This is a genomic window from Macrococcus equipercicus (assembly GCF_004359525.2).
GTDB classification, from domain to species: Bacteria; Bacillota; Bacilli; order Staphylococcales; family Staphylococcaceae; genus Macrococcus; species Macrococcus equipercicus.
Genome location: NZ_SCWC02000004.1, coordinates 71,395 through 92,747, shown reverse-complemented (window position 1 = coordinate 92,747; position 21,353 = coordinate 71,395). Strand labels below are relative to the sequence as shown.

The following is a 21,353-nucleotide window of genomic DNA, read 5'->3' as shown; positions in this document are numbered from 1 at the left end:
AGTTCATAACGTGATTGTCTTTCTGCCAAGGCTAGAACTATAGCATCATTTTTTGATTATGACCCAATTACTGGATCTATCTCTCAATGTCCAAATATCTCCTGACAAACGATATTTTATAAAAAAAGAATGGTTTTCTCCATTTCAAAAAAGTCTAAATTTTAAGGTTCACTCCACTTTTACGTTCGCTTCAAAAAATGTATATTTCTCAAATTTTTTTAAAAGGGATATCTATTATTGTGGTTACAATATATTGTGAATTGTGTATAATTAAAGTAAAAAAATAAACGATAAGTAAGGTGAATTGATATAATTGTTCTTATTTATATCAGTATTTAATTATTAGATAAATAGTAATTAAGTCAGATATTTACCGTTGAAAGGAGAAAAATGAAAACTATACTAGTTACGGGTGGAACAGGTTATATTGGCTCTCACACTGTACTAGAATTATTAGATAATAACTATAATGTTGTAATCGTTGATAATTTTAGTAATTCAAGCCCTATTGTAAAAAATGCGCTCGAAAAATTAGCTGGCAGAAAAATAATTTTATATAACATTGACATCTGTGATAAAAAAGCGCTTGAGCAAATATTTAAAAAGCATTCTTTTTCAGGGATTATTAACTTTTCATCCTACAAGGCTGTTGGAGAGTCGGTAGCTCTTCCTTTAAAGTACTACAATAATAATATGAAAGGGATTCTGACATTACTTGAAGTGATGGAGAATTACAAAGTGTTTAATTTAGTTTTCAGTTCGTCAGCGACTGTTTATGCTGAAGATAATGAGATGCCTCTTGTGGAAAATGATAAGCTTAGCACAGACAATCCTTATGCGAGAACTAAACTGATGACAGAGGAAATATTACAGGATGTTGCTGATGCTGATTGCAAGTGGAGATTTATTGCATTGAGGTACTTTAATCCGTTAGGAGCACATAAGAGTGGTGAAATTGGAGAGTCTCCAAATGGTATTCCTAATAATCTAGCACCTTTTATTACACAGGTAGCTATCGGCAAGATTAAACAGTTATCAGTTTTTGGTGCTGACTATAATACACCAGATGGAACTGCTATAAGAGATTATGTTCATGTCAATGATCTAGCAACTGGTCATAAATTAGCACTTGATTTATTGTTGAACACAGATGCAGCAGTCAGCTTTGAAACAATCAATTTAGGAAGTGGAAAAGGATATAGCGTATTGGAGGTTATTTCAGAATTTGAAAAAGTAATTGAACGAAAAATTCCTTATCACATTACAGCTAGAAGAACAGGAGATATGGAGCAATCGTTAGCAGATATTACTAAAGCAGCGCAACTATTGGATTGGCGTCCTCGGTATCAATTAAGTGATATGTGTGAAGATAGCTGGAGATGGCAGACGCGACATCCTGACGGATATAAGCAATAAAACTTCAAATTATAGTGAGGCGTATTTAGTGAAGAAAAAAATTTTGATTACTGGAAAAAATGGCTATGTCGCAAAACGCTTTTTTAAATACTTTACAGAAATTGGGCATGTGGTAGAAATCATTAGTTTAAGAAATAATGATTGGAAATCTATTGATTTAAGTAATTTTGATGTATGTATTCACTTAGCTGGTTTAGTGCATAATAATAATCCTAATGCAGATTTAGAAGAATATATGAAGATTAATGCTTATTTAACAAAGGATTTAGCAGTACATTGTAAAAAAAATAATATCAACCATTTCATCTACTTCAGCACAATGTCAGTATTTGGTAATGTGGGTGTATTAAATCATCCTACTATTATTACTGAAAATTCACCATTACAGCCGAATACTTATTATGGTATTTCAAAGTTGAAAGGTGAAGAATTGATTGTTGAGTTAATAGATGACACTTTTAAAGTGACTGTAATCAGGCCGCCAATGATTTATGGAAAAGGAGCCCCAGGAAACTTTAAAAAACTAGCAAAATTTGCAAACCTTTTTCCTGTCAATCCGAGTATTTATAACGAACGAAGTGCATTATATATTGAAACACTTGAAAAATATATGGCTGAGATTATTAATCATACATATACTGGTTTTTTTCATCCTCAAAACTCAGAATATTTAAAAACGAAAGACGTCATCAACACGATCAGAAATGCAGCTGATAAAAAAACTATTAATTTACCAGTTTCACCTGTAATTAATCTTTTAATTTCCAAAGTAACAGTTTTAAATAAGTTATATGGTAATTTAATTTATGATCGCCATATCGACCACAATAAAATAACAATAGAAAATGAAATGCCACTTACTGAGACAATTATCAAATCAAATAGTTAATCAATATGGCGTTTGTATATTAAGAATGAATTTAAGTTTCTTTGTCGACTAAATAAAAAATAAACCGCTAAGTTATAACCTAACGGTCAAGTGTTTAAAGCTAATGCCGTTTATAACCAGATTTTTCACGAGCAACTGGCAAAATTTTATATCCGTATGGAAACAATAACAAGAATTCAATAAACAAGGCAGTAAAAATGATAGTTAAAATGTAATGCAGTAAAGAATAAGGAGGCTGCCAGAACCAACTTGGCATATATGTGCTCAGCCCTCCAATAATTAAGAGATGAACAAGATAAAAACCCATCGACAGATTCCCTACATAGGTAATAAAATGTTGTAACTTAGTATCTTTAATTTTATCATATAGCAAAAAAAAGAATAAAGTAAAAATTGGAACGTACACAATATTGAGAACTCTATCAGATTGAAATAAATGTGGTAAATCTATTTCAATTAACATTGCCATTATACAAATTACCACAAATAGTATAAGAGTAAAAAAATACTTTACAGTATATCTTCTAATTTCTTCGGTATAATATGCCAAGACACCACCCATAAAAAAGTAACCGATCCAGCTTAATAGTATAGCTCGAAAATAAATAACTTTAAAAGGATTATCAGAACGAACAAAATACCACAATATCATTATTATTAGGGAAAAAAGCGTATATTTTATGATGTTCTTTTGATTGATAACACGAGCAATAAATGGAAAAATTATGTAAAATTGTAGTACGATAATTATGAAATAAAGATGTACATAACCTTCTCCTAGAAATAAATATTGTAAAATTTTATGTGAATTAAAAGGATGAGTGTGTGTTGCCTGTCCCACCACTAAATAAATAGCGGTCCAAAAAAGGTAGGGTATATATATTTTATTGAATCGAGATATATAAAAGGGTTTAATCATAATTTCTTTAGTTTTTGTCGAATTAAATAGAAGGAACCCGCTAATTAGCGCAAAGATAGGTGTACCGACTCTGGCAAGTTGATTGATTGTTAAGTTAAGTTGGTTTGCTAAGGTATAATGTGTATTATCGTATCCTAAAGTTATATGTGTTAAAACAACTAATAAACAAGCGATGCCTCTTATAAAAGAAATTTCGTGATAATAAATCTTGTTCATAACTTTTCAACCTTTCGTAATAAAAAATAGTTAAATTAAAGAAATTTAGAAACAATTAAAAACATTCTCCCGATAAGAGAATGTTTTTAATTTTAAGGCGACTTGTTCATCTGCTATACTGCCGTTCGATTTCATGTACTTGTCCATTATATTGACGCTCTATTTCATTAATTTTTCCTGTAAGGATACGATTAGCTTCCATTCTCTGGCCATCAGCTTGTCGATACTTGTCCTCAGGACCGGAAGATTGTTCTAATATCTCCGCATTCCTATAAGCTTGATTGTGTTCAGCTTTAGCATTATTGATTCGCTGTCTCTTTATAGTCTCGGCTTTTTTTAAGAATGCTTCTTTAGAAGAGACGGCAGCATTGCGGTTGAATTTCGTAGTATCATGAACAGATAGACTGGCCCTACTACTTTTAGTCGTTAGTGCTTTAGTAGCCATCGTCTCCTCAATCTTATCATTTTTACTTGATTGCCGGCTTTGTTCTTTTCCTTTTCTAATCATCTCATTTTCATTATTAAAACAAGCAGATAACAATAAAGAAAAAAGTAATAACGCAATGAATAAACAATTTTTCGACCACATCATAGCGTATCCCCTTTTTGGATTATATGATTATCATACCATGGGAAAACATATAATTGTATAGTTAAAGAAGATGTGAAAAGAAAAATAAAATATAATATATGTTTTTCCTGATTATATTATATAATGAAATCAATAATCAATGGGGGATATAGTTATGATAAATGTTGCATTGGTACATGAAGGAAAAGCATATTTGCCTGAAATTGCGGCTTACGAAAAATACCTTAATAAACATCCGCAGTTTAAAGCAGAAGTAGTATCAGAAGTCAAACCAGGAATGGACTATGACATTGTATGGAAAGTGATGGGATTTGATCCAGTAAAAACTAAGGGTGCAGTTCTTATTCATGAATATAATACGTTAACCGTAGGCAAAAACAGAGCTATTAAAGATGTAGTGAAAAAATTATTTAATACAAAGCCGAATGGACGAGTATACCAGTCTGAATTCATGAAAGATTTTTACAATTTTAAAGATAAAGCACCATTTATTTTTAGAGAACAAGGCATTGATCAATCTTATTTTAATGTAGTCTCTGAAAAAATTTATGACTTTGTATATATAGGTAGCATGGATGAATCGAGACAACTAGACGCAATGTTTGAATTTTTTAGCAAGACCCCAAAATGGACGCTGTTATTAATAGGGACACCGAATGAAAAGTTAAAAGCACAGTACAGCAGTTGTGAGAATATTATTTATACAGGACGATTAGAACAAAGTGAGATACCAGCCTATGCCTCTAAAGCTCGTTACGGTTTAAATTACGTACCAGATATATATCCATTCAATGAGCAGATATCAACAAAACTATTAGAATATTGTGCTCTGAATTTAAAAATTGTCACTTTACCGGGGAGATGGGTTAATAATTTTGAGTCTAGTAGTCAGGCGAAGTTTTTTAAAGTGAAAAAGAATTTATCTAATTTAACAGCAGAAAATCTTAATCAATTTGATTTTATTACACCGGATGTTCGTAACTTAGAATGGAATAAGCTATTAGAAAATTCTGGGCTTATTCCTTTCTTGCTGGATTTATCCAACAATAAGGCTGAACAATAAATACGTTAGTATCCATCAATAACTACAATAAAACCTACTAAGGAACTTTTCAAAGGCGGAGGGTAATATGGTAAATGTACTTTTTTCAGCAGGAGTTTATCGACACATTGCAGTCTTTCACATCCCTTATATCAAGTTATTACAAGAGAAAGGGTATGATGTCTATGTGGCATCTACCGAAGATTATGGGAACAGTAAAGAGAAGTTAGAGCAGTTAAACGTTAAATGTATCGATATTCCTTATAATAGAAATCCCTTATCAATCGATAACTATATAGCTTACAAAGGAATAACTGAACTCTTTAAACGTATAAAGTTTGACATCATTCACGTGCATTCGCCTGTTGCTGCTTTTTTAGTCAGAGGAGCAAGAAAATATGTTCCTAATGGTAAAATGATTTACACTGCACATGGTTTCCATTTCTTTAAAGGTGCCCCATTAAAAAACTGGCTGTTTTATTTTCCATTAGAATTAATCAACGTCAAAAATACTGATGTGCTTATTACTATTAATAGTGAAGATACAGAGACTGCAAAAAAGCTAGGGTTTCCAGAATATAAAGTAGTACATATTAATGGTGTAGGGGTAGATATAGATATAGATTCGTTCTCAGAAGAGGCGAAACGATCATTAAAACAAGCGCTTAAAATTTCTGAGGAGAAATGTATTATTACATATGTAGCAGAATTTAATAATAATAAGAATCATATGTTCTTATTAAGGAATTGGAAGAAAATCAAGGAGCAGGCGCCGAATGCTGTACTTCTTCTTGCTGGACTAGGTCCTAATGTTAAAATGTATAAAAATTATATCGAACAGGAAGAATTAGCAGACATCCAGTTCCTTGGATATAGAGATGATATGGATAATATCCTTCAAATTAGTGATGTAATTACACTTTTAAGCTTTAGAGAAGGTTTACCAAAATCAATTATGGAAGGCATGGCCCATAACTTACCTTGTGTGGTCACTAATACAAGAGGACTGAGAGATTTAGTCGACCATTATTACAATGGCTTTGTTATTGAGCAAGGAGATGATTTACAGCTGATCAAGTCATTTGTTACATTAATCAATAATCCTGTATTGCGTCAACAAATGGGAAGCAAGAGTCGTGAGAAGATTAAAAACTTTAGTTATGATGCGGTCATTAAAGAATATAGGAAAGTATATGACCAAAAATAAGCAGGAGCAATTTGTATCATGAATAAAAAAAATTTTTTATGGATGTTTATAGGCACAGGCTTAGGAGCAGTAATGAGCTTGTTGATGAATATTCTATTGGCTAGAAGTTTGACAAAAGTTGAATTTGGGATTTTTGGTCTAGGTATTACATTTATTAATATATCATCTGTAATTATCGGTTTTGGATTGGCAGATTTTATTGTTAAAATTTTTGCGGTGGAGGGCAGAAGAGCATATAGGTATGTTACACCGAGTTTATACTTATTTTTAATTAGTTGTCTGGTAAGCATATTGATTATTATTATAGTGATACTATTACCTATATACGACATATCAACGAGATATTTTCTTCTATTGATTATCCCTAATATTTTACTTCAAGGTATTTATTCTATTAATAATTCAATTAACCAAATTGAAGAGAATTTTAAATATGTGGCGCTAAGCAATTTCTTAGTATACTTCATAAGGTTTCTTGCCGCACTTCTTACTGTAATAAGCTTTAATAATATTATTTCGTTAGGTTGGTATATTTTTATTCTATCTATGCTAGGATTATATCCGTTAATCAAGGTAGTAAGTAAGTTATGGAAGCAACAAATTATTGTCCCGGTATATGCAGATGCACCTATTCCACCAAACGAATCTATAGTTAATACATTCAAACAAACATATCCTTTTGGATTTATTGGAATTTTTTATTTTATTTATTATCAAAGTAATATTATAATGCTTTCTATATTACAAGGCCCAGAAGCTGTAGGCGAATACAACAGTGCGTTTATAATCGTTGCTTTGGCCTTTATGTTCCCTGATTTGATTTTTAGAAGAATGTACTATACTAGAATACATACATGGGCTACGCACAACCCTCTTAAATTACAAGAATTTAATAATAAAAGTTCATTGTATTTATTAATATTAGGGATCGCTGCGATGATTTTTATCTGGCTGAATGCCAACTGGCTTATTCTGTTTACAGCCGGTCCTAAATATTTAACTGCTACTTTTTATCTACAGTTATTAAGTATAGCAATCCTGTTTAAATTTTTTACTGCTGTTAATGGAACTATTTTATCTACTCAAAATATGGTTTATACAATGATGAAGATTAACGGCTTGATTGCAATATTGAACATCACCATCAATATTATTATTATTCCGATTTATGGAGTGAAAGGCGCGGTTGTGACTACATTAATTTCAGAAGGTATGATGGCATTATTGGTTTACATCACTTCACATAAGTATTTGAATAGAATAGTTAATGAATTTAAGAAATAATAATTATACTAAATGTGAAACTAAGTATAATTGAACTAGAAGTAAACATTTGGAGGTAAAATAATGCAAAGTAGTATTGATTTAATGAAAAGTATTGAAGCATTGAAGAGAGGATGGAAAATCATTATAGGATTAACGATATTCTTCTCTTTAATAGCAAGTCTTATATCTTATTTCTTACTTACTCCTATTTACCAGTCAGAAGTCACATTGCTTGTAAACCAAGAAACACATTCCAATAATAATAATGATGCAATAGATTTGCAGACTAACCTACAATCCATATCCACGTATGCTAATATTACTCATCTTCCAGATACATTATTACCCGTAATTGATAAATTGAACTTAAAGATGGAACCGGAGGAGTTAGCGGGTAAAGTGAATACTAAAGTTGTGAAAGATTCAACTCTACTAACCATTGTTGTCAACGATCCTTCGCAGAAACGAGCTACTGATATTGCCAATGAAATTGCTAATACCATGGTTCAGCAGGACTCTCTCGATCTTAATAATTTGATAATTGCATCTAAAGCGAGAGTCGTTAAAAATCCTAAGCCTATTGAACCTACTCCGTTAATCAATATGTTTGTCGGAGCCCTGCTAGGATTTTTAATAGGTACACTGATTGTTTTAGGTAAGAGCTTGAGTGACCGCTCATTAAAAACTTCAGAAGAAGTTGAAAGAGAAATAGGTGTATCTGTAATAGGAAATATTCCATACATAAAATAATTCAAATGAGGTGATATAATGTTTAAAAAACATAAAAGTAAAATTAAAGGGAATTCTAATAGTATTCGTAAATTAATTACATTGCAAGACCCAAAGTCACCGATTACTGAGCAGTTTAGAATACTTAGGACCAATATAAGTTTTTCTTTTCCTGACAAACAGTTAAGAACTTTACTCGTCACTTCTTCTGTACAGCAGGAAGGTAAATCTACAATTTCTGCTAACTTAGCTGTAGTATTCTCGCAAACTAATCAACGCGTACTCTTTATTGATGCAGATTTAAGAAAACCCACCGTACATAATACATTTAATTTGAAAAATGCAGTAGGACTGTCTACACTGCTAACGTCACAAAGTCAGATTAAGGATAGTATTCAGAAGACAAAACTTGAAAATTTAGATATCTTAACATCAGGACCCATTCCACCCAATCCTGCCGAGTTGCTGGAGTCTGATTCTTTCTCAATGCTAATAGAAGAGCTGCAAAAAGTATATCATCTGATTTTATTTGACAGTCCGCCAATTCTCTCTGTGACAGACTCACAAATCATATCGTCTAAAGTAGACGGTAGTCTATTAGTAGTTGATAAACAAGATAATAACAAAAATAATGTTAAAAATGCAAAAGAATTAATTACAGTGAGTAATAATGCCAAATTAATAGGAATTATCTTTAACAATGATGAATATAATGCAGAAAAATATTATGTTTATGAATAAGTTGAAAAATGGAATATATTAATTAACAGAAATATTGTTGCTGTTAAAATTTAGGAGTAAGATTTATGGAGAAAAGTATTAAGAGTATACTATTCATAGCGATATTATTCATTACCTATATTTTTATTTTAAATACTACATTGTATTATTTAAGTATTGCTATTGGCTATCACGGACTCGCAATTCCTTTGTTAGGTGGTGGAGACGATGGTGAATTTTATTATAATAATGCTTTAATCCTTAAAAATGGAGGAAACGCAATTATCACATCTGTCCACGTCTCTGTACTTGGCTATCTTTTAAAGTTACTCAATACTGATTACATTTTTGTTTTGAAGATGTGGAATATTATTGGAGCAATTATATATACTTTGGTTAGTTATTTTCTAATCAGTATACTGGTTAATAAAAAGTTAATCTTTTATGTATATACTTTATTATTATTATTAACTAGCGTCTATATAAGCTTTATTTACAATATATCAATATCGCTATTAAGAGACATTTGGATTATAGACTTTTACTTATTATCTATAGTTTTGTTAATACTTTTTCTTAAATCTAAAAATTTTATAAAACTTCTATATTTAGTTCCTTTAACGTTATCGATTGTTCTGCTAATGAACTATAGGGATTATGCTGCAGCAAGCTTTATTATTGCAAGCATTATTTTTATTATATTCAATAGAAAGAATCATAATGCGAATCCACTTTGGATTATTTCTTCACTTATTATAGCTATCGGCATCTATTATACATTTTTAAGAAACTTAGCGCTTCCAATTGTCGGATTAAGCATGTACGATGCATTGGAATATAGACAAATGGGTACGGAAATGTTTGGTGGTGGTAGTCAAATGAACATTTCCTTAAATCAATCGAACTATATTTTGTTTCTAGGAAATTACATTTACAGCCTAATTAGCAATGCTATTGGTCCATTACCCGTTCAAATTCGTAGTTTCAGTTCATTAGTCCTTTTTCTATTGGAATCATTGCCAATTATAGGAATGTTAATATACCTATGGTACAAACGTGTTGACTTAGTTTACGAGGATAGACTACTACTAGTACAAAGTTTAGTGTGGTTTATGTTCATTGGTGTTACGAATGACAATATGGGTACAGCAGCAAGATTAAGAATACCAGGCTATATTTTTATATTTATTATTTTTGCCAAAACCTTTTCTACATATTATTGGGGAAGGGAAAAGCATAGTATTAAACAAAAAATTAATCTATAGTATATTAATAAATATTTTTAGAAAGAGTGAAGTGAATGATCAAAAGAAGTTTTGATTTATCGTCTTCTTTAGTGGGCTTAGCGGTCATTTCTCCTGTTTTAGTTGTAACAGCGATAGCTATTAAGGCTGACTCTAAAGGACCGATTTTATTTAAGCAGCAGCGTCCAGGTCTAGATAATAAATTATTTACTATTTATAAATTTAGATCAATGGCTGTCGACACTCCAAATATTGAAACAGCTAAATTGGGTGAAGGAGTTTCTTATATCACACCGGTTGGGAAATTTATTAGAAAGACATCTATTGATGAATTACCGCAGCTAATTAATGTAGCTAAAGGCGAGATGTCTATAGTAGGACCACGGCCAGCACTTTATAATCAATATGAATTGATTGAGAAAAGAACAGCCTTAGGCATCCATAAAGTCAAACCTGGTATTACTGGGTATGCTCAAGTCATGGGTCGTGACGAGATTTCAGATGATGAAAAAGTTAGATATGATAAGTATTATGTAGATCATCAAAGTTTTATGTTCGATATGTGGATTATATGGGAAACTATTAAAGGCGTAGTGACTTCAAAAGGCGTCAGTCACTAAGCAGGAATAATGGATATCATCATTATTGGTCGTGGTGGCTTTTCTTACGTTGTCGAAGAGGAAATGAATCAATTAAATGATTATAATGTTATAGGTTATATGGATTCGTCTTTTAAAAATAGTAGCATAATAGATGAGAAATATCATTTAAGCATGTTCGATACTCTAACTGTTCCGCCAGATGTTCATTATTTCATTGCAATAGGTAATAATAGTATACGCAAGAAAATTATCGATGAACTTAATATTAATAACGAGCGTTTTATTTCCATTGTTTCTGTTCATGCTATAGTAAGTCCGACGGTAAAATTAGGTTATGGATCTTACATCGGTGCGGGTGTTATTGTAAATGCCAATACAACGATTGGAAACCATACTATTATTAATACTAATGCTACTATAGAACATGATTGTAACATCGGAGATTTTTGTTTAATTAATACATCAAGTACACTCTACAGTCAAACAAAAATCGAAAATGATTCTGTTGTTAAAGTGGGAAGTACTATAGTACTCAAACAACCTGAATAATAATCTATTTATAAAAAAACCCTAAAAACGATTTATCGTTTTTAGGGTTTTTTTAGTGTGAGTAATACTGTTTTTAGTAACAGTGTTAAAATCCCCAAACAAACGAATAATCTACATCAATTGATTTAGATCAGCAGTGATTTTTAAGATGACGTTAGCGACACTAGTGAAATATGACCTATTCATTTGTCTGAGCTTTGTATACACTATTAATGTAAGCGATATCATTTAAGGGGAGATAGAAAGATGATTTCAGACAGCAAGAGGGGAAAACGTCAGATTAATGTTTGGTTTGCTTTAGTTCCATTGGTCTTTATGATTGTCAGTATGATTATTACTGTTGTCTTCCTGCAACAGGCACCACACATTCCGTTGATGATCGGCACTGCACTGGCAGCGATTGTCGCTTATTTCCACGGTTATACTTGGGAAGAAATCGAAGAAATGATGTATAAGGGGATAAAGCTCGCACTACCTGCGATTGTCATCATTATTCTAGTCGGTCTTGTCATCGGTGCATGGATCGGCGGCGGCGTGGTCGCAACGATGATTTATTATGGTCTTAAGTTGATCACACCGTCCATGTTCTTAGTGACAATCTGCCTGATCTGCGGCATCGTGTCACTGGCCATCGGCTCGTCGTGGTCAACGATGGCGACTGTCGGTGTCGCCGGCATGGGTATCGGGCTGAGCATGGATATTCCGGCAGGCATGATTGCCGGGGCTGTTATTTCCGGCAGTTACTTCGGCGATAAGATGAGTCCGTTATCCGACACGACAAATTTGGCTGCCGGCCTGACGGGCACTAATCTGTTCGACCACATTAAGCATATGTTCTATACGACGATACCAGGACTTCTGATCGCGCTCGCTGCTTATTTCATCATCGGCCGCCAGTTTAACGCCAGTCACTTGAATACGTCGAAGATTGATTCGATCAGTGATGAGATGAGTCAGCAGTTCGTTATTACACCTTGGTTATTGCTTGTGCCGGTCATTGTCATCGTTCTTGTCGCACTGAAAGTACCTGCTGTGCCGGCGCTTGTCGTCGGCATTCTGCTCGGCTCGGGGGCCCAGCTGTTCGTGCAAGGTGACTCACTTAACGTAGCAGCTTCAACACTCCAGGAAGGCTATGTGCTGAAGTCTGATAATGCATTGATCAGCGAGCTGTTCAACAAAGGTGGACTGGAATCGATGTTCTTCACGATTTCGATGACTATCGTCGCGATGACGTTCGGCGGCATCCTTGAATACAGCGGCATGCTGACAGCAATCATCGAGCAGATCTTAAAGGTCGCTAAAGGCACAGCAGGCTTAATTGCTGCGACTGTAACGAGCTGCTTTGTGACGAATGCGACGTGTTCTGAGCAGTACATCAGTATCGTCGTGCCGAGCCGCATGTACATTAAAGCGTATATTGACCAGAACCTCCATCCGAAGAACTTGTCACGCGCGCTTGAAGACGGCGGCACATTGACAAGCGTCTTCATTCCGTGGAATACATGCGGGGTATTTATATTTACAACATTGAATGTAGGGGTCATGGAATATGCGCCTTTTGCCATACTGAACTATGTCATTCCGGTCATTTCTATTCTTTACGGTATCACCGGCTTTAAGATTGTGAAGATGAGCAGAGAAGAACGCGAATACTTCACCGAGAAATCTCTGGCAGCATAATAAAGAAGCGGCTGAATAATCAGCCGCTTCTTCATGTCTTAAACCCTTTCCACTCTTTCACCTGACGCTCAAATGTCTCATCGTCCACCATGATCCGGTTCAATAGAGACCGGTAATTGTCTGTTGTGATGGCGTGCGGTGCGAGGATATAGGCGTAGTCGAATCCTGCCTGTTCAACGACGTTCATCGTCTTATCATTGGCGTTACCGTATGGGTAGGCGAACGACTTGGCGTCAATGCCGAGTTCTTTCTTCAGTGTCGCTTTGCTTTTCAGTAGATCTGCTTTGAACTCCGCTGCTGGTACTTTGTTGAAGATCGGCTTGTTATCAAGCAGCTCATGCATGTTATACGTATGTGAGCCGAACGTGATGAGCCCGCTGTCTTTCATCTTGCGGAGTTCTGTCCACGTTGCGAGCTTGATGTTGTTGAAGTCTTTGTTGCCGACCTGCCCTGCGATGACGAAGACAGTCGCCGGTACATGGTATTTCTTAAGAATCGGCAGTGCATTTGTATACGTCGTTTCGTCTCCGTCATCGAACGACAGCCAGACGCAGCCTGCCGGGAAGCGCTGTGTTTTGTAGCTCTCTTCCAGCTGCTGCTCTGACACAAACGTCGCGCCGTGTGCTGTCATCCATTTGAGCTGCGCTTCGAAGTCATCTTTGAACACGTTGTACCGATTAAGCTCGTTGCTGTTCGACATCAGCTTCAGCGTGCGTTCGTACAACGTACCGCTTCGAATGCGGTGGTAGTTAAGCGCAAGACAGCTGTTGTGCGCTTCAAGCGGTTTGTAGTGTTCGTGCTTTTTCTCATCGGTGATGTTGTGATAAGTGAACAGGCCGATGACGAGCAGGCTGACGGCAATGAGTGCATATGTCAGAAATGTTTTGATGTTTGGCATAATCAGGACTTCACTTTCTTATCCACTAATGGGTTTTGTTTGAACGTGATGGTTTTCGCCTGCTGCAGCTGGATGTAGATGTCGTGACTGATGTAGTCGAGCTGCATGAGTTCTTCTTCTGTCGTCGGCCCCGGATATTTCCGGCGGTTCAGTCTGCCGTAGCGCAGCTTGTTGTACAGCCCCCAGAAATAAAGTGCGCCGAAGATGAAGATGGTGTAATAGAGCAGGGACAAGCTGAAGCTGATGATGTCCTTGTTCTTTAAGTTCAGTATGATCTTGACGATGTTGACGATATCGACCGGCAGGTTGAAGAATGCTGCGACAAAGAAAGTGACGGCGTACAGTACGTAGAACCAGAGCAGGATGGATAGGATGAACAGCACGGTTTCGATGACCGGGTTTTTCTTCGTTCTGACGATTAAGTCGTTTCTTCTCTGTTTCCTCTGTCGGGACTTGACCATACTGCATAACCTCCTTTGATTCGAGACTTGATCGCTTTAGGGAACGCGACGACCGCGATGGCCGCATTGACGATCCAGTAGATGAACGGATACCATGCCACCCAGAAGTACATGGCGGAGACGTTGTCATACTTCGCATCGATGATGAGCGACACGACCAGCTGGATGACAGCGACGATGGTCAGTGTGAACGCTGAGAACGTGAGCAGCAGTATTAAGTCCTGCAGTGACTTGACCTGAAAGAGCATGTAGTAGATGCTGAGCAGAAACAGTGAGTAGCTCCAGAATATGCTGACCCACTGCTCGATATAGATCGGCCATAGTCTGCGGTATTTCCAGCTCTTTAAGACGCCCCAGTGGCGGAAGATGACTTCCTGACCGCCCTGTGCCCAGCGGACGCGCTGCTTCCAGTAGCCGCCGAGCTTCTCCGGCACAAGCATCCAGCACAGTGCCTGCGGTTCATAGCGGATATCCCAGAACCGCTCGTGGAACTTCCATGACACGGAGATGTCTTCTGTGATCATATCGACGTCCCACAGTCCGACGTCGACGAGCGCTTTCTTACGGAAGGCGACGATCACCCCTGACACGGTCATGATCTTGCCGATGATGCGCTGCGTGCGTTTGATGGAGCCGATGATGGAGGCGTACTCTACGACTTGCAGTTTACCGAGCAGCGTGTCACGGTTACGGATGCGCGGGTTGCCGGTGACAGCAGCCACGCGTTCTCCTTTATGGAAGAAATGTTTGATGAGATGGTACGGTGCATCGTTGTCGATGATCGCATCTGAGTCGACGCAGAGCAGATATTCTCCGTGTGAGGCGAACAGGCCGAGCCTGAGTGCGTTCGCTTTCCCGCGGTTCTCCTGATTGTCGATGGCGCGTACAATGTCGTACGTCGCAGCGAGCTCGTTGATCAGCTGAGCTGTGTTGTCTTTTGAGCCGTCGTTGATGCAGATGATCTCTTTCTTCGGATAGTCGAGCTTGATCAAGTTCTCGACTGTTTCCCGCACAGTGTCCTGCTCGTTGTAGCACGGCACAAGGATGCTGATGAGCGGCCAGTCGATATCGGTCGGGATGGCGTCAGATGCCGCTCCTTCCCGGCGCAGGAAGTAGATGATGGAACCTGCGAGCCAGACAATGGCCATCAATAGCGGATAGAGAAACACGAAGCTTGACCAGCCGCTGATAAGTGTAGTAATCATGTAAGTGCTCCTTATGTGATGGATTTGACAGGCTGTGACTCGTTGCCGTGCCGTGTTCTTTTCTGTTCATACATGGCTTCGTCCGCCTTCGCGAGGAGCGCATCCAGTGTCGTGCCGTCTGCACCGTATTCACTGCAGCCGTAGCTGATGCCGGTATAGAGCACGTGCTCCGTCACTGCGAAGGGCAGCTTGAACAGATTGTCGAGCTTTAATGTGGCCGGGAAATAAGGATTGCTGTAGTCAGAGGAGGTGATGATGACAAACTCATCGCCCGCCAGTCTGAATAACTGTTCACCGTCAGCAAGTGAGCCGGTGATCCGCTGGCAGATGCTTGCGAGCAGCTCATCTCCTGTCACATGGCCGTATGTGTCATTGATTGCTTTGAAGCGGTCAATGTCAAACAGGCAGATGTAATGATGCTGGTCAGCGTGGTTACGGGAAAGCTCGTCAAAGTGACGGTACAGTGCTCTTCTGTTTGGAATGCTTGTGACTTTGTCCAGATAAATGTCAGTCTGCAGGCTGCTCAGCTTCTCAGTCATTTCCGCGTTGAACAGACGCAGGCGGAAATGCGAGTTTTTCGCCGGCTCCTCAGAGAAACTGCCGTTTTTCACTTCATCCAGTGCATATTTCATATTATTACTGAGCAGGCGGATGGCGATCATGCAGGACGTATACAGCAGCAGTGTGACGATAACAGTGAGCAGCAGCAGTGCTCCCGGTACATTATGCGTATTCATATGGATCAGCACATTCGCACCGACGAAAGAGGCGCTGATCAGCAAGCTGAAAATAAAGCAGGAGACAGCGAGCACTAAAGTATAATCGAATTGTTTCATAATAAAATCCTTTCATGCGACGGCTGACAGCCGCTGGATAATCGTTGAGCAGAAATATTAAATCTTACACAACCATTTTAGCAGCAATATAGTGCTGACGCTGTAACTTATAAGTTCTTGTTTACCACTTACGGCCTGCTGCTAAACAATGCCGGTTCGCGGGGTGAACTCAGTGAGCGTCGTGCGTTCCATCCCGCAGTCAAGGCAGATGTAGAGCGTCCTGTCAGGCAGGACGACGGCCAGCTGCTGGTGAGGACATGTGGCTTTATCATGCAGAAATTCTCCCTGTGTTAAATGAGCGATTTCGTCAGGCGTCAATTCTTTCATAATCATCCTCCTTTTAGAGCAATTATAACTAAACTCCCGGCAGCTGTTAACATAAATGCCTGTCCAGGCAGCATAGTAGCTAGTTTCCCGTATTATCCGCCTTAAGGTGGATGCAATTTTGTAAAGATAAGTGTACAATATTGCTGAGGTGGAGAGATGAAGAAAAGAAAAGGCTGTTTTATTCCGTTAATTATTTTAAGTTTAGTGATCATTGCCGGCGCCGGCTTTCTCGGTTATTCCTATTTCAAGGTGAAAGGCACAGCGGATTCTATCCATAAGCCGATCGAGAACCGGAAGAAATCGGAGCTGCGGGACAGCGCCGTTGCAATCGACAGGAAAGACCCGATATCAGTCGCTCTGTTCGGTGTCGATTCCAATGTCACGCGTCTTGCGACAGGAGACGCAGGCCGCAGTGACACGATCATGCTCTTAAGCATCAACCCGAGCACGAAGAAGACGGTGATGGTGTCAATACCGCGCGATACGTACAGCACGATGGTCGGTAAAGGGACGCAGGAAAAAATCGCCCATGCCTATGCATACGGCGGCGCTGCAATGGCAGTCAAATCAGTCGAGCAGCTGATGGGTGTGCCGATTGATTACTACGCAACGATCAACATGGACGGCATGAAAGACATGATCGATAATGTCGGCGGCGTTAAAGTCGTCAGCAACGCGACGTTCACAGTGCGTAACTATCAGTTTGTGGAAGGCCAGGCTATGAAGATGGACGGCAATACGGCGATGGCATTTATCAGAAGCCGGAAAGAAGACGGGTCAGGCGGAGACTTCGGCCGTCAGGAACGTCAGCAGCTGGTCGTGCAGGCACTGGCGAAGAAAGTGCTCAGCGTCGGTTCCGTAAGCAAGCTTGACGGCATGCTGAAGACGATATCAGGCAACGTCGTGACGGACTTGTCATTCAATGAGCTGGAGAGTCTCGGCACAAGCTACACAGCGGCACTGGATCACGTGGAGAAGCACCAGCTGGACGGTACCGGCCAGACATTGGACGACGGCCTGTGGTACTTCATGGCAGACGAGAAGAACAAGCAGCACATTAAAGCGTTATATATGAAGAACTTGAATAAATGAAAGAAGCTCCGGCCGTCTGGCCGGAGCTTTAAATCATTTTTCTGACGGTGAGCTGGTAGATGATGTTGATGAGCATCGCACTCACCGCGATGATGCAGAGCGCGAAGTGCTGCGACTGCCCTGTCGCATAGCCGTACAGTGTGATGACGAGCATCGCAGCCGGCAGCAGAATGTTGGTCAGCTTGAAAGCATTGTAGAGGCCGGTGAAGATGACGAGCATCTCTTCTTTGTTCAGTGACTGGATGAGCCGGTCATCAAAGTCCGGCTCAAAGCTGTTCGGCAGCTCGCGTTCCGGGTACAGTGTGTTGATCAGGCTGTAGCCGTAATAGCGGATGACGACGGCGAACAGCAAGACGATGACACTTGTCACGGCTAACCAGACGGGTGCATGATTGAGCGTGACGAGTAAAATGGAGCCGAGCGCGAAATAAAAGGCGATGATGAGGGCGATGTTCATCAGCGAGAACTTTTTGAACGACTGACGGTCCTGCTCAGCGTGCGCGAGCGACGGGTCATTATCGACTTTGTAGGCGAGGCGGCTGTAGACGAGACCGATGAGTCCGGCGATGACGGCCGCGCTGATGACGAAGATAATGTAGTTGTCCGTCAGCAGCAGCAAGGCGACAGCACTTTTCCATAAGTCGATAGTGAAGAGCATGACAGCAAGGATAATGACAAGCACAGCAGGGATGATATATTTATTAAACATAGGACACTCCTTTTTTAATGTATTATACCCCGAAATTTTGGGTAAAGACATATTGTGTCAGCATTCATTATAATATAGGAGGAATTTCTACATGGAAAAAGCTAAAAAAGAAACAAAGGCCACTTCAAAGAAAGTCACTAAAGCACCGAAAGAGCGGCAAGAGTCACCGGTTATTGATGTCTTGAATCAGCAGGTCGCGAACTTCACAGTGATGTACACGAAGCTGCATAACTATCACTGGTATGTGAAAGGTCCTAACTTTTTCTCGCTGCATGTGAAATTCGAGGAGCTCTATACAGAAGTCGGTCAGTATCTGGATATGACAGCTGAACGTGTGCTTGCGATCAACGGTCATCCGGTTGCCACGCTGAAAGAATGTCTGGAGCAGTCAATCGTCAAAGAAGCCGGTAAGCATTTGACGGCTGAAGAGATGGTCAAAGACTTGTCCAATGACTTGCAGCAGCTGATCGAGCAGCTGAAAGAAGGACAGAATACAGCTGAGGAAGCAAAAGACGAAATGTCAGCTGACATGATCTTAGAGATGATCACGCAGTTCGAGAAACATAACTGGATGCTTGCTTCTTACTTAGGGAAATAATAGCAGCTGAATAATATGACATGGGCCGTATTCCTGGGATGCGGCCCATGTCACGTTTTTGCTGCTTCGCCGTGGCATCCACTTTAATATGATTATTACCGCTGGATAATGTATAATTGACATGATTATAAAGGAGGAATTTTTTTATGGAATTAGCTAAATATATTGATCACACCTTATTGAAACCAGAAGCAACGACCGCGCAGATTGACACACTTGTCTCTGAGGCGAAGGAGCACGGCTTTATGAGCGTCTGTGTCAACCCGACGCACGTCAAGCGCTGTGCGGAAGCGCTGGCAAGGACTGACGTCTTAGTCTGCACGGTCATCGGCTTCCCGTTAGGCGCAGCGACATCTGCTGTGAAGGCATTCGAAACGAAGGATGCGATCCAGAATGGTGCCGGCGAGGTCGATATGGTCATCAACATCGGCGCCCTGAAAGAAGGTAACGACGCGCTTGTCCTTGAAGACATTCAAGCAGTGGTTGCGGCAGCAGGCGGTGTGACGACGAAAGTCATCATCGAGACAAGTCTGCTCAATGACGACGAAAAACGCCGTGCATCACGTCTTGCGAAAGAAGCGGGCGCAACGTTCGTCAAGACATCAACGGGTTTCTCTACAGGCGGCGCGACTGTTGAAGACGTGAAGCTGATGCGCGAGACAGTGGGCCCGGACATGGGTGTTAAAGCATCGGGCGGCGTGCGTTCGACTGACGACGTCAATGCGATGATCGAAGTGGGTGCGACGCGTATCGGCGCGAGCGCGGGCGTGCAAATTCTGCAGGGGCAGACAACAGACGGGAACTACTAACCGTCTGCTTTTTTATCTGAATAAGGGGAGGTCATATCATGAGAATGGTGGACATTATTGCGAAGAAACGCGACGGCGGCGAACTGTCGCAAGAAGAGATTGAATTCTTCATCACAGGTTATACAAACGGAGAGATTCCGGATTATCAGGCGTCTGCTCTTGCGATGGCGATTTATTTTCAGGATATGAATGATGACGAGCGCGCGAGCTTGACGATGGCGATGGTGGAAAGCGGGGACCAGATTGACTTGTCAGCAATCGACGGCATTAAAGTCGACAAGCACTCCACAGGCGGCGTCGGCGATACGACGACACTTGTGCTGGCACCACTCGTTGCAGCGCTCGGTGTTCCAGTCGCCAAGATGAGTGGACGCGGACTGGGTCATACAGGTGGTACAATTGACAAGCTGGAAGCGGTGGAAGGGTTCCACGTGGAAATTACAGAGGACGAGTTCACGCGTCTTGTGAACGAGCATAAAGTGGCAGTCATCGGTCAGTCAGGCAATTTGACGCCGGCTGACAAGAAGCTGTACGCACTGCGCGATGTGACAGGGACGGTCAACAGCATCCCGCTGATCGCCTCAAGCATTATGAGCAAGAAGATTGCAGCAGGCGCAGACGCAATCGTGCTTGATGTCAAGACAGGTGCCGGCGCATTCATGAAGACCGACGAAGATGCAGAACGTCTGGCGCGTGCTATGGTGAAGATCGGCAACAACGTCGGCCGCCGGACGATGGCGATCATCTCTGATATGAGTCAGCCGCTCGGGTTTGCGATCGGTAATGCGCTGGAAGTGCAGGAAGCGATTGAGACACTGCGCGGCGAAGGGCCGGAAGATTTGACGGAGCTCGTGCTCACGCTCGGCAGCCAGATGGTCGTGCTCGGCGGCAAGGCTGACAACTTGGATGCAGCGCGTGTGAAGCTCCAGCAAGTCATTGCCAACGGAGCCGCACTTGAGAAGTTCCGCGACTTTTTAGTGAACCAGGGTGGTGACGGCAGTGTCGTGGATGATGTGTCGAAGTTACCGCAGGCAGCTTACACGATTGAAGTGCCGGCGCAAGCAGGCGGGGTCGTCAGCCGCATCGTTGCAGACGAAATCGGCGTGGCGTCCATGCTACTAGGTGCGGGCCGTGCGACGAAAGAAGATACGATAGATCTTGCGGTCGGCTTGATGCTCCGCAAAAAAGTCGGCGACAAAGTAGAAGCAGGCGAGTCACTTGTGACAATTTATGCGAACCGCGAAGACGTGGCAGACGTCAAACAGAAAATCTATGACAATATCGAGATCAGCGCGCATGCTGACGCACCGACGTTGATTCATACGATTATCACAGAGTAGGAGTGGT

23 protein-coding genes are annotated in these 21,353 nt (G+C 40.1%); 15 read left to right on the top strand and 8 right to left on the bottom strand.

Translation table 11 applies throughout. The features are described from left to right. Positions 1–390 precede the first annotated feature (390 nt). Together galE and ERX35_RS06990 are read left to right on the top strand one after the other, a co-directional pair. Positions 391–1,416, top strand: coding sequence for a UDP-glucose 4-epimerase GalE (gene galE / locus ERX35_RS06995; protein WP_149459207.1), 1,026 nt, complete (start codon positions 391–393; stop codon positions 1,414–1,416). 28 nt (positions 1,417–1,444) lie between these two features. Continuing rightward, positions 1,445–2,305 (top strand): NAD-dependent epimerase/dehydratase family protein, encoded by an 861-nt coding sequence (locus ERX35_RS06990; protein ID WP_170234571.1) that lies wholly within the window; start codon positions 1,445–1,447, stop codon positions 2,303–2,305. Positions 2,306–2,405: 100 nt separating this feature from the next. Here ERX35_RS06990 and ERX35_RS06985 read toward each other — a convergent pair whose 3' ends face one another. Both ERX35_RS06985 and ERX35_RS06980 read right to left on the bottom strand, forming a co-directional pair. Further along, the gene (locus tag ERX35_RS06985) at positions 2,406–3,440 is read right to left on the bottom strand and encodes an acyltransferase (RefSeq protein WP_149459205.1); all 1,035 of its coding nucleotides are present in this window, start codon (positions 3,438–3,440) and stop codon (positions 2,406–2,408) included. Between the two features lie 106 nt (positions 3,441–3,546). Next, positions 3,547–4,032, bottom strand: coding sequence for a hypothetical protein (locus ERX35_RS06980; RefSeq protein WP_149459204.1), 486 nt, complete (start codon positions 4,030–4,032; stop codon positions 3,547–3,549). A gap of 154 nt (positions 4,033–4,186) precedes the next feature. Here ERX35_RS06980 and ERX35_RS06975 point away from each other — a divergent pair, with 154 nt between their 5' ends. The 9 genes from ERX35_RS06975 (at position 4,187) to nhaC (ending at position 13,071) form a co-directional block, all read left to right on the top strand. Continuing rightward, positions 4,187–5,095 carry a glycosyltransferase family protein gene (locus tag ERX35_RS06975; protein WP_149459203.1) on the top strand — a complete coding sequence of 303 codons (909 nt, stop codon included), beginning with the start codon at positions 4,187–4,189 and terminating at the stop codon, positions 5,093–5,095. Positions 5,096–5,162: 67 nt separating this feature from the next. After that, positions 5,163–6,281: a glycosyltransferase family 4 protein gene (locus ERX35_RS06970; RefSeq protein WP_149459202.1), complete on the top strand. Its 1,119-nt coding sequence runs from the start codon at positions 5,163–5,165 to the stop codon at positions 6,279–6,281. 18 nt (positions 6,282–6,299) lie between these two features. Further along, on the top strand, positions 6,300–7,565 hold the full coding sequence (locus ERX35_RS06965) for an oligosaccharide flippase family protein (RefSeq protein ID WP_149459201.1): 1,266 nt from the start codon (positions 6,300–6,302) through the stop codon (positions 7,563–7,565). A gap of 63 nt (positions 7,566–7,628) precedes the next feature. Continuing rightward, positions 7,629–8,297, top strand: a complete 669-nt coding sequence (locus ERX35_RS06960) for a YveK family protein (RefSeq protein ID WP_149459200.1) — start codon at positions 7,629–7,631, stop codon at positions 8,295–8,297. Positions 8,298–8,315: 18 nt separating this feature from the next. Next, positions 8,316–9,017: a CpsD/CapB family tyrosine-protein kinase gene (locus ERX35_RS06955; RefSeq protein WP_149459199.1), complete on the top strand. Its 702-nt coding sequence runs from the start codon at positions 8,316–8,318 to the stop codon at positions 9,015–9,017. Positions 9,018–9,082: 65 nt separating this feature from the next. Next, positions 9,083–10,261, top strand: a complete 1,179-nt coding sequence (locus ERX35_RS06950) for a hypothetical protein (protein ID WP_149459198.1) — start codon at positions 9,083–9,085, stop codon at positions 10,259–10,261. A 38-nt stretch (positions 10,262–10,299) separates the two neighbouring features. Beyond that, positions 10,300–10,860, top strand: coding sequence for a sugar transferase (locus ERX35_RS06945; protein WP_149459321.1), 561 nt, complete (start codon positions 10,300–10,302; stop codon positions 10,858–10,860). Between the two features lie 9 nt (positions 10,861–10,869). Continuing rightward, positions 10,870–11,391, top strand: coding sequence for an acetyltransferase (locus tag ERX35_RS06940; protein WP_149459197.1), 522 nt, complete (start codon positions 10,870–10,872; stop codon positions 11,389–11,391). Between the two features lie 246 nt (positions 11,392–11,637). Further along, entirely contained in the window at positions 11,638–13,071 is a 1,434-nt protein-coding gene (gene nhaC / locus ERX35_RS06935) for a Na+/H+ antiporter NhaC (protein WP_149459196.1), read from the top strand. A gap of 31 nt (positions 13,072–13,102) precedes the next feature. On the opposite strand, the gene icaB is transcribed toward nhaC, so the two are convergent. From icaB to ERX35_RS06910, 5 genes are all read right to left on the bottom strand, one after another. Then, positions 13,103–13,969, bottom strand: coding sequence for an intercellular adhesin biosynthesis polysaccharide N-deacetylase (icaB, locus tag ERX35_RS06930; RefSeq protein WP_149459195.1), 867 nt, complete (start codon positions 13,967–13,969; stop codon positions 13,103–13,105). A gap of 2 nt (positions 13,970–13,971) precedes the next feature. Beyond that, positions 13,972–14,430, bottom strand: coding sequence for a hypothetical protein (locus tag ERX35_RS06925; RefSeq protein WP_149459194.1), 459 nt, complete (start codon positions 14,428–14,430; stop codon positions 13,972–13,974). Continuing rightward, positions 14,388–15,635, bottom strand: a complete 1,248-nt coding sequence (pgaC, locus tag ERX35_RS06920; RefSeq protein ID WP_149459193.1) for a poly-beta-1,6-N-acetyl-D-glucosamine synthase — start codon at positions 15,633–15,635, stop codon at positions 14,388–14,390. Before pgaC ends, ERX35_RS06925 begins: the two co-directional genes overlap by 43 nt. A gap of 11 nt (positions 15,636–15,646) precedes the next feature. Beyond that, positions 15,647–16,471, bottom strand: coding sequence for a GGDEF domain-containing protein (locus ERX35_RS06915; protein ID WP_149459192.1), 825 nt, complete (start codon positions 16,469–16,471; stop codon positions 15,647–15,649). Between the two features lie 141 nt (positions 16,472–16,612). Continuing rightward, a complete protein-coding gene (locus tag ERX35_RS06910) occupies positions 16,613–16,798 on the bottom strand; it encodes a hypothetical protein (protein WP_149459191.1) in 186 nt (61 codons plus the stop codon). 156 nt (positions 16,799–16,954) lie between these two features. On the opposite strand from ERX35_RS06910, the gene ERX35_RS06905 reads away from it, so the two are divergent. Beyond that, positions 16,955–17,890 carry an LCP family glycopolymer transferase gene (locus ERX35_RS06905; protein WP_149459190.1) on the top strand — a complete coding sequence of 312 codons (936 nt, stop codon included), beginning with the start codon at positions 16,955–16,957 and terminating at the stop codon, positions 17,888–17,890. A gap of 28 nt (positions 17,891–17,918) precedes the next feature. Here ERX35_RS06905 and ERX35_RS06900 read toward each other — a convergent pair whose 3' ends face one another. Beyond that, positions 17,919–18,599 (bottom strand): hypothetical protein, encoded by a 681-nt coding sequence (locus tag ERX35_RS06900; protein ID WP_149459189.1) that lies wholly within the window; start codon positions 18,597–18,599, stop codon positions 17,919–17,921. A gap of 211 nt (positions 18,600–18,810) precedes the next feature. On the opposite strand from ERX35_RS06900, the gene ERX35_RS06895 reads away from it, so the two are divergent. The 3 genes from ERX35_RS06895 (at position 18,811) to ERX35_RS06885 (ending at position 21,346) form a co-directional block, all read left to right on the top strand. Beyond that, a complete protein-coding gene (locus ERX35_RS06895) occupies positions 18,811–19,197 on the top strand; it encodes a Dps family protein (protein ID WP_246143141.1) in 387 nt (128 codons plus the stop codon). A gap of 146 nt (positions 19,198–19,343) precedes the next feature. Next, positions 19,344–20,006 (top strand): deoxyribose-phosphate aldolase, encoded by a 663-nt coding sequence (gene deoC, locus ERX35_RS06890; protein ID WP_149459187.1) that lies wholly within the window; start codon positions 19,344–19,346, stop codon positions 20,004–20,006. Positions 20,007–20,044: 38 nt separating this feature from the next. Then, entirely contained in the window at positions 20,045–21,346 is a 1,302-nt protein-coding gene (locus tag ERX35_RS06885) for a pyrimidine-nucleoside phosphorylase (protein ID WP_149459186.1), read from the top strand. Positions 21,347–21,353 lie beyond the last annotated feature (7 nt).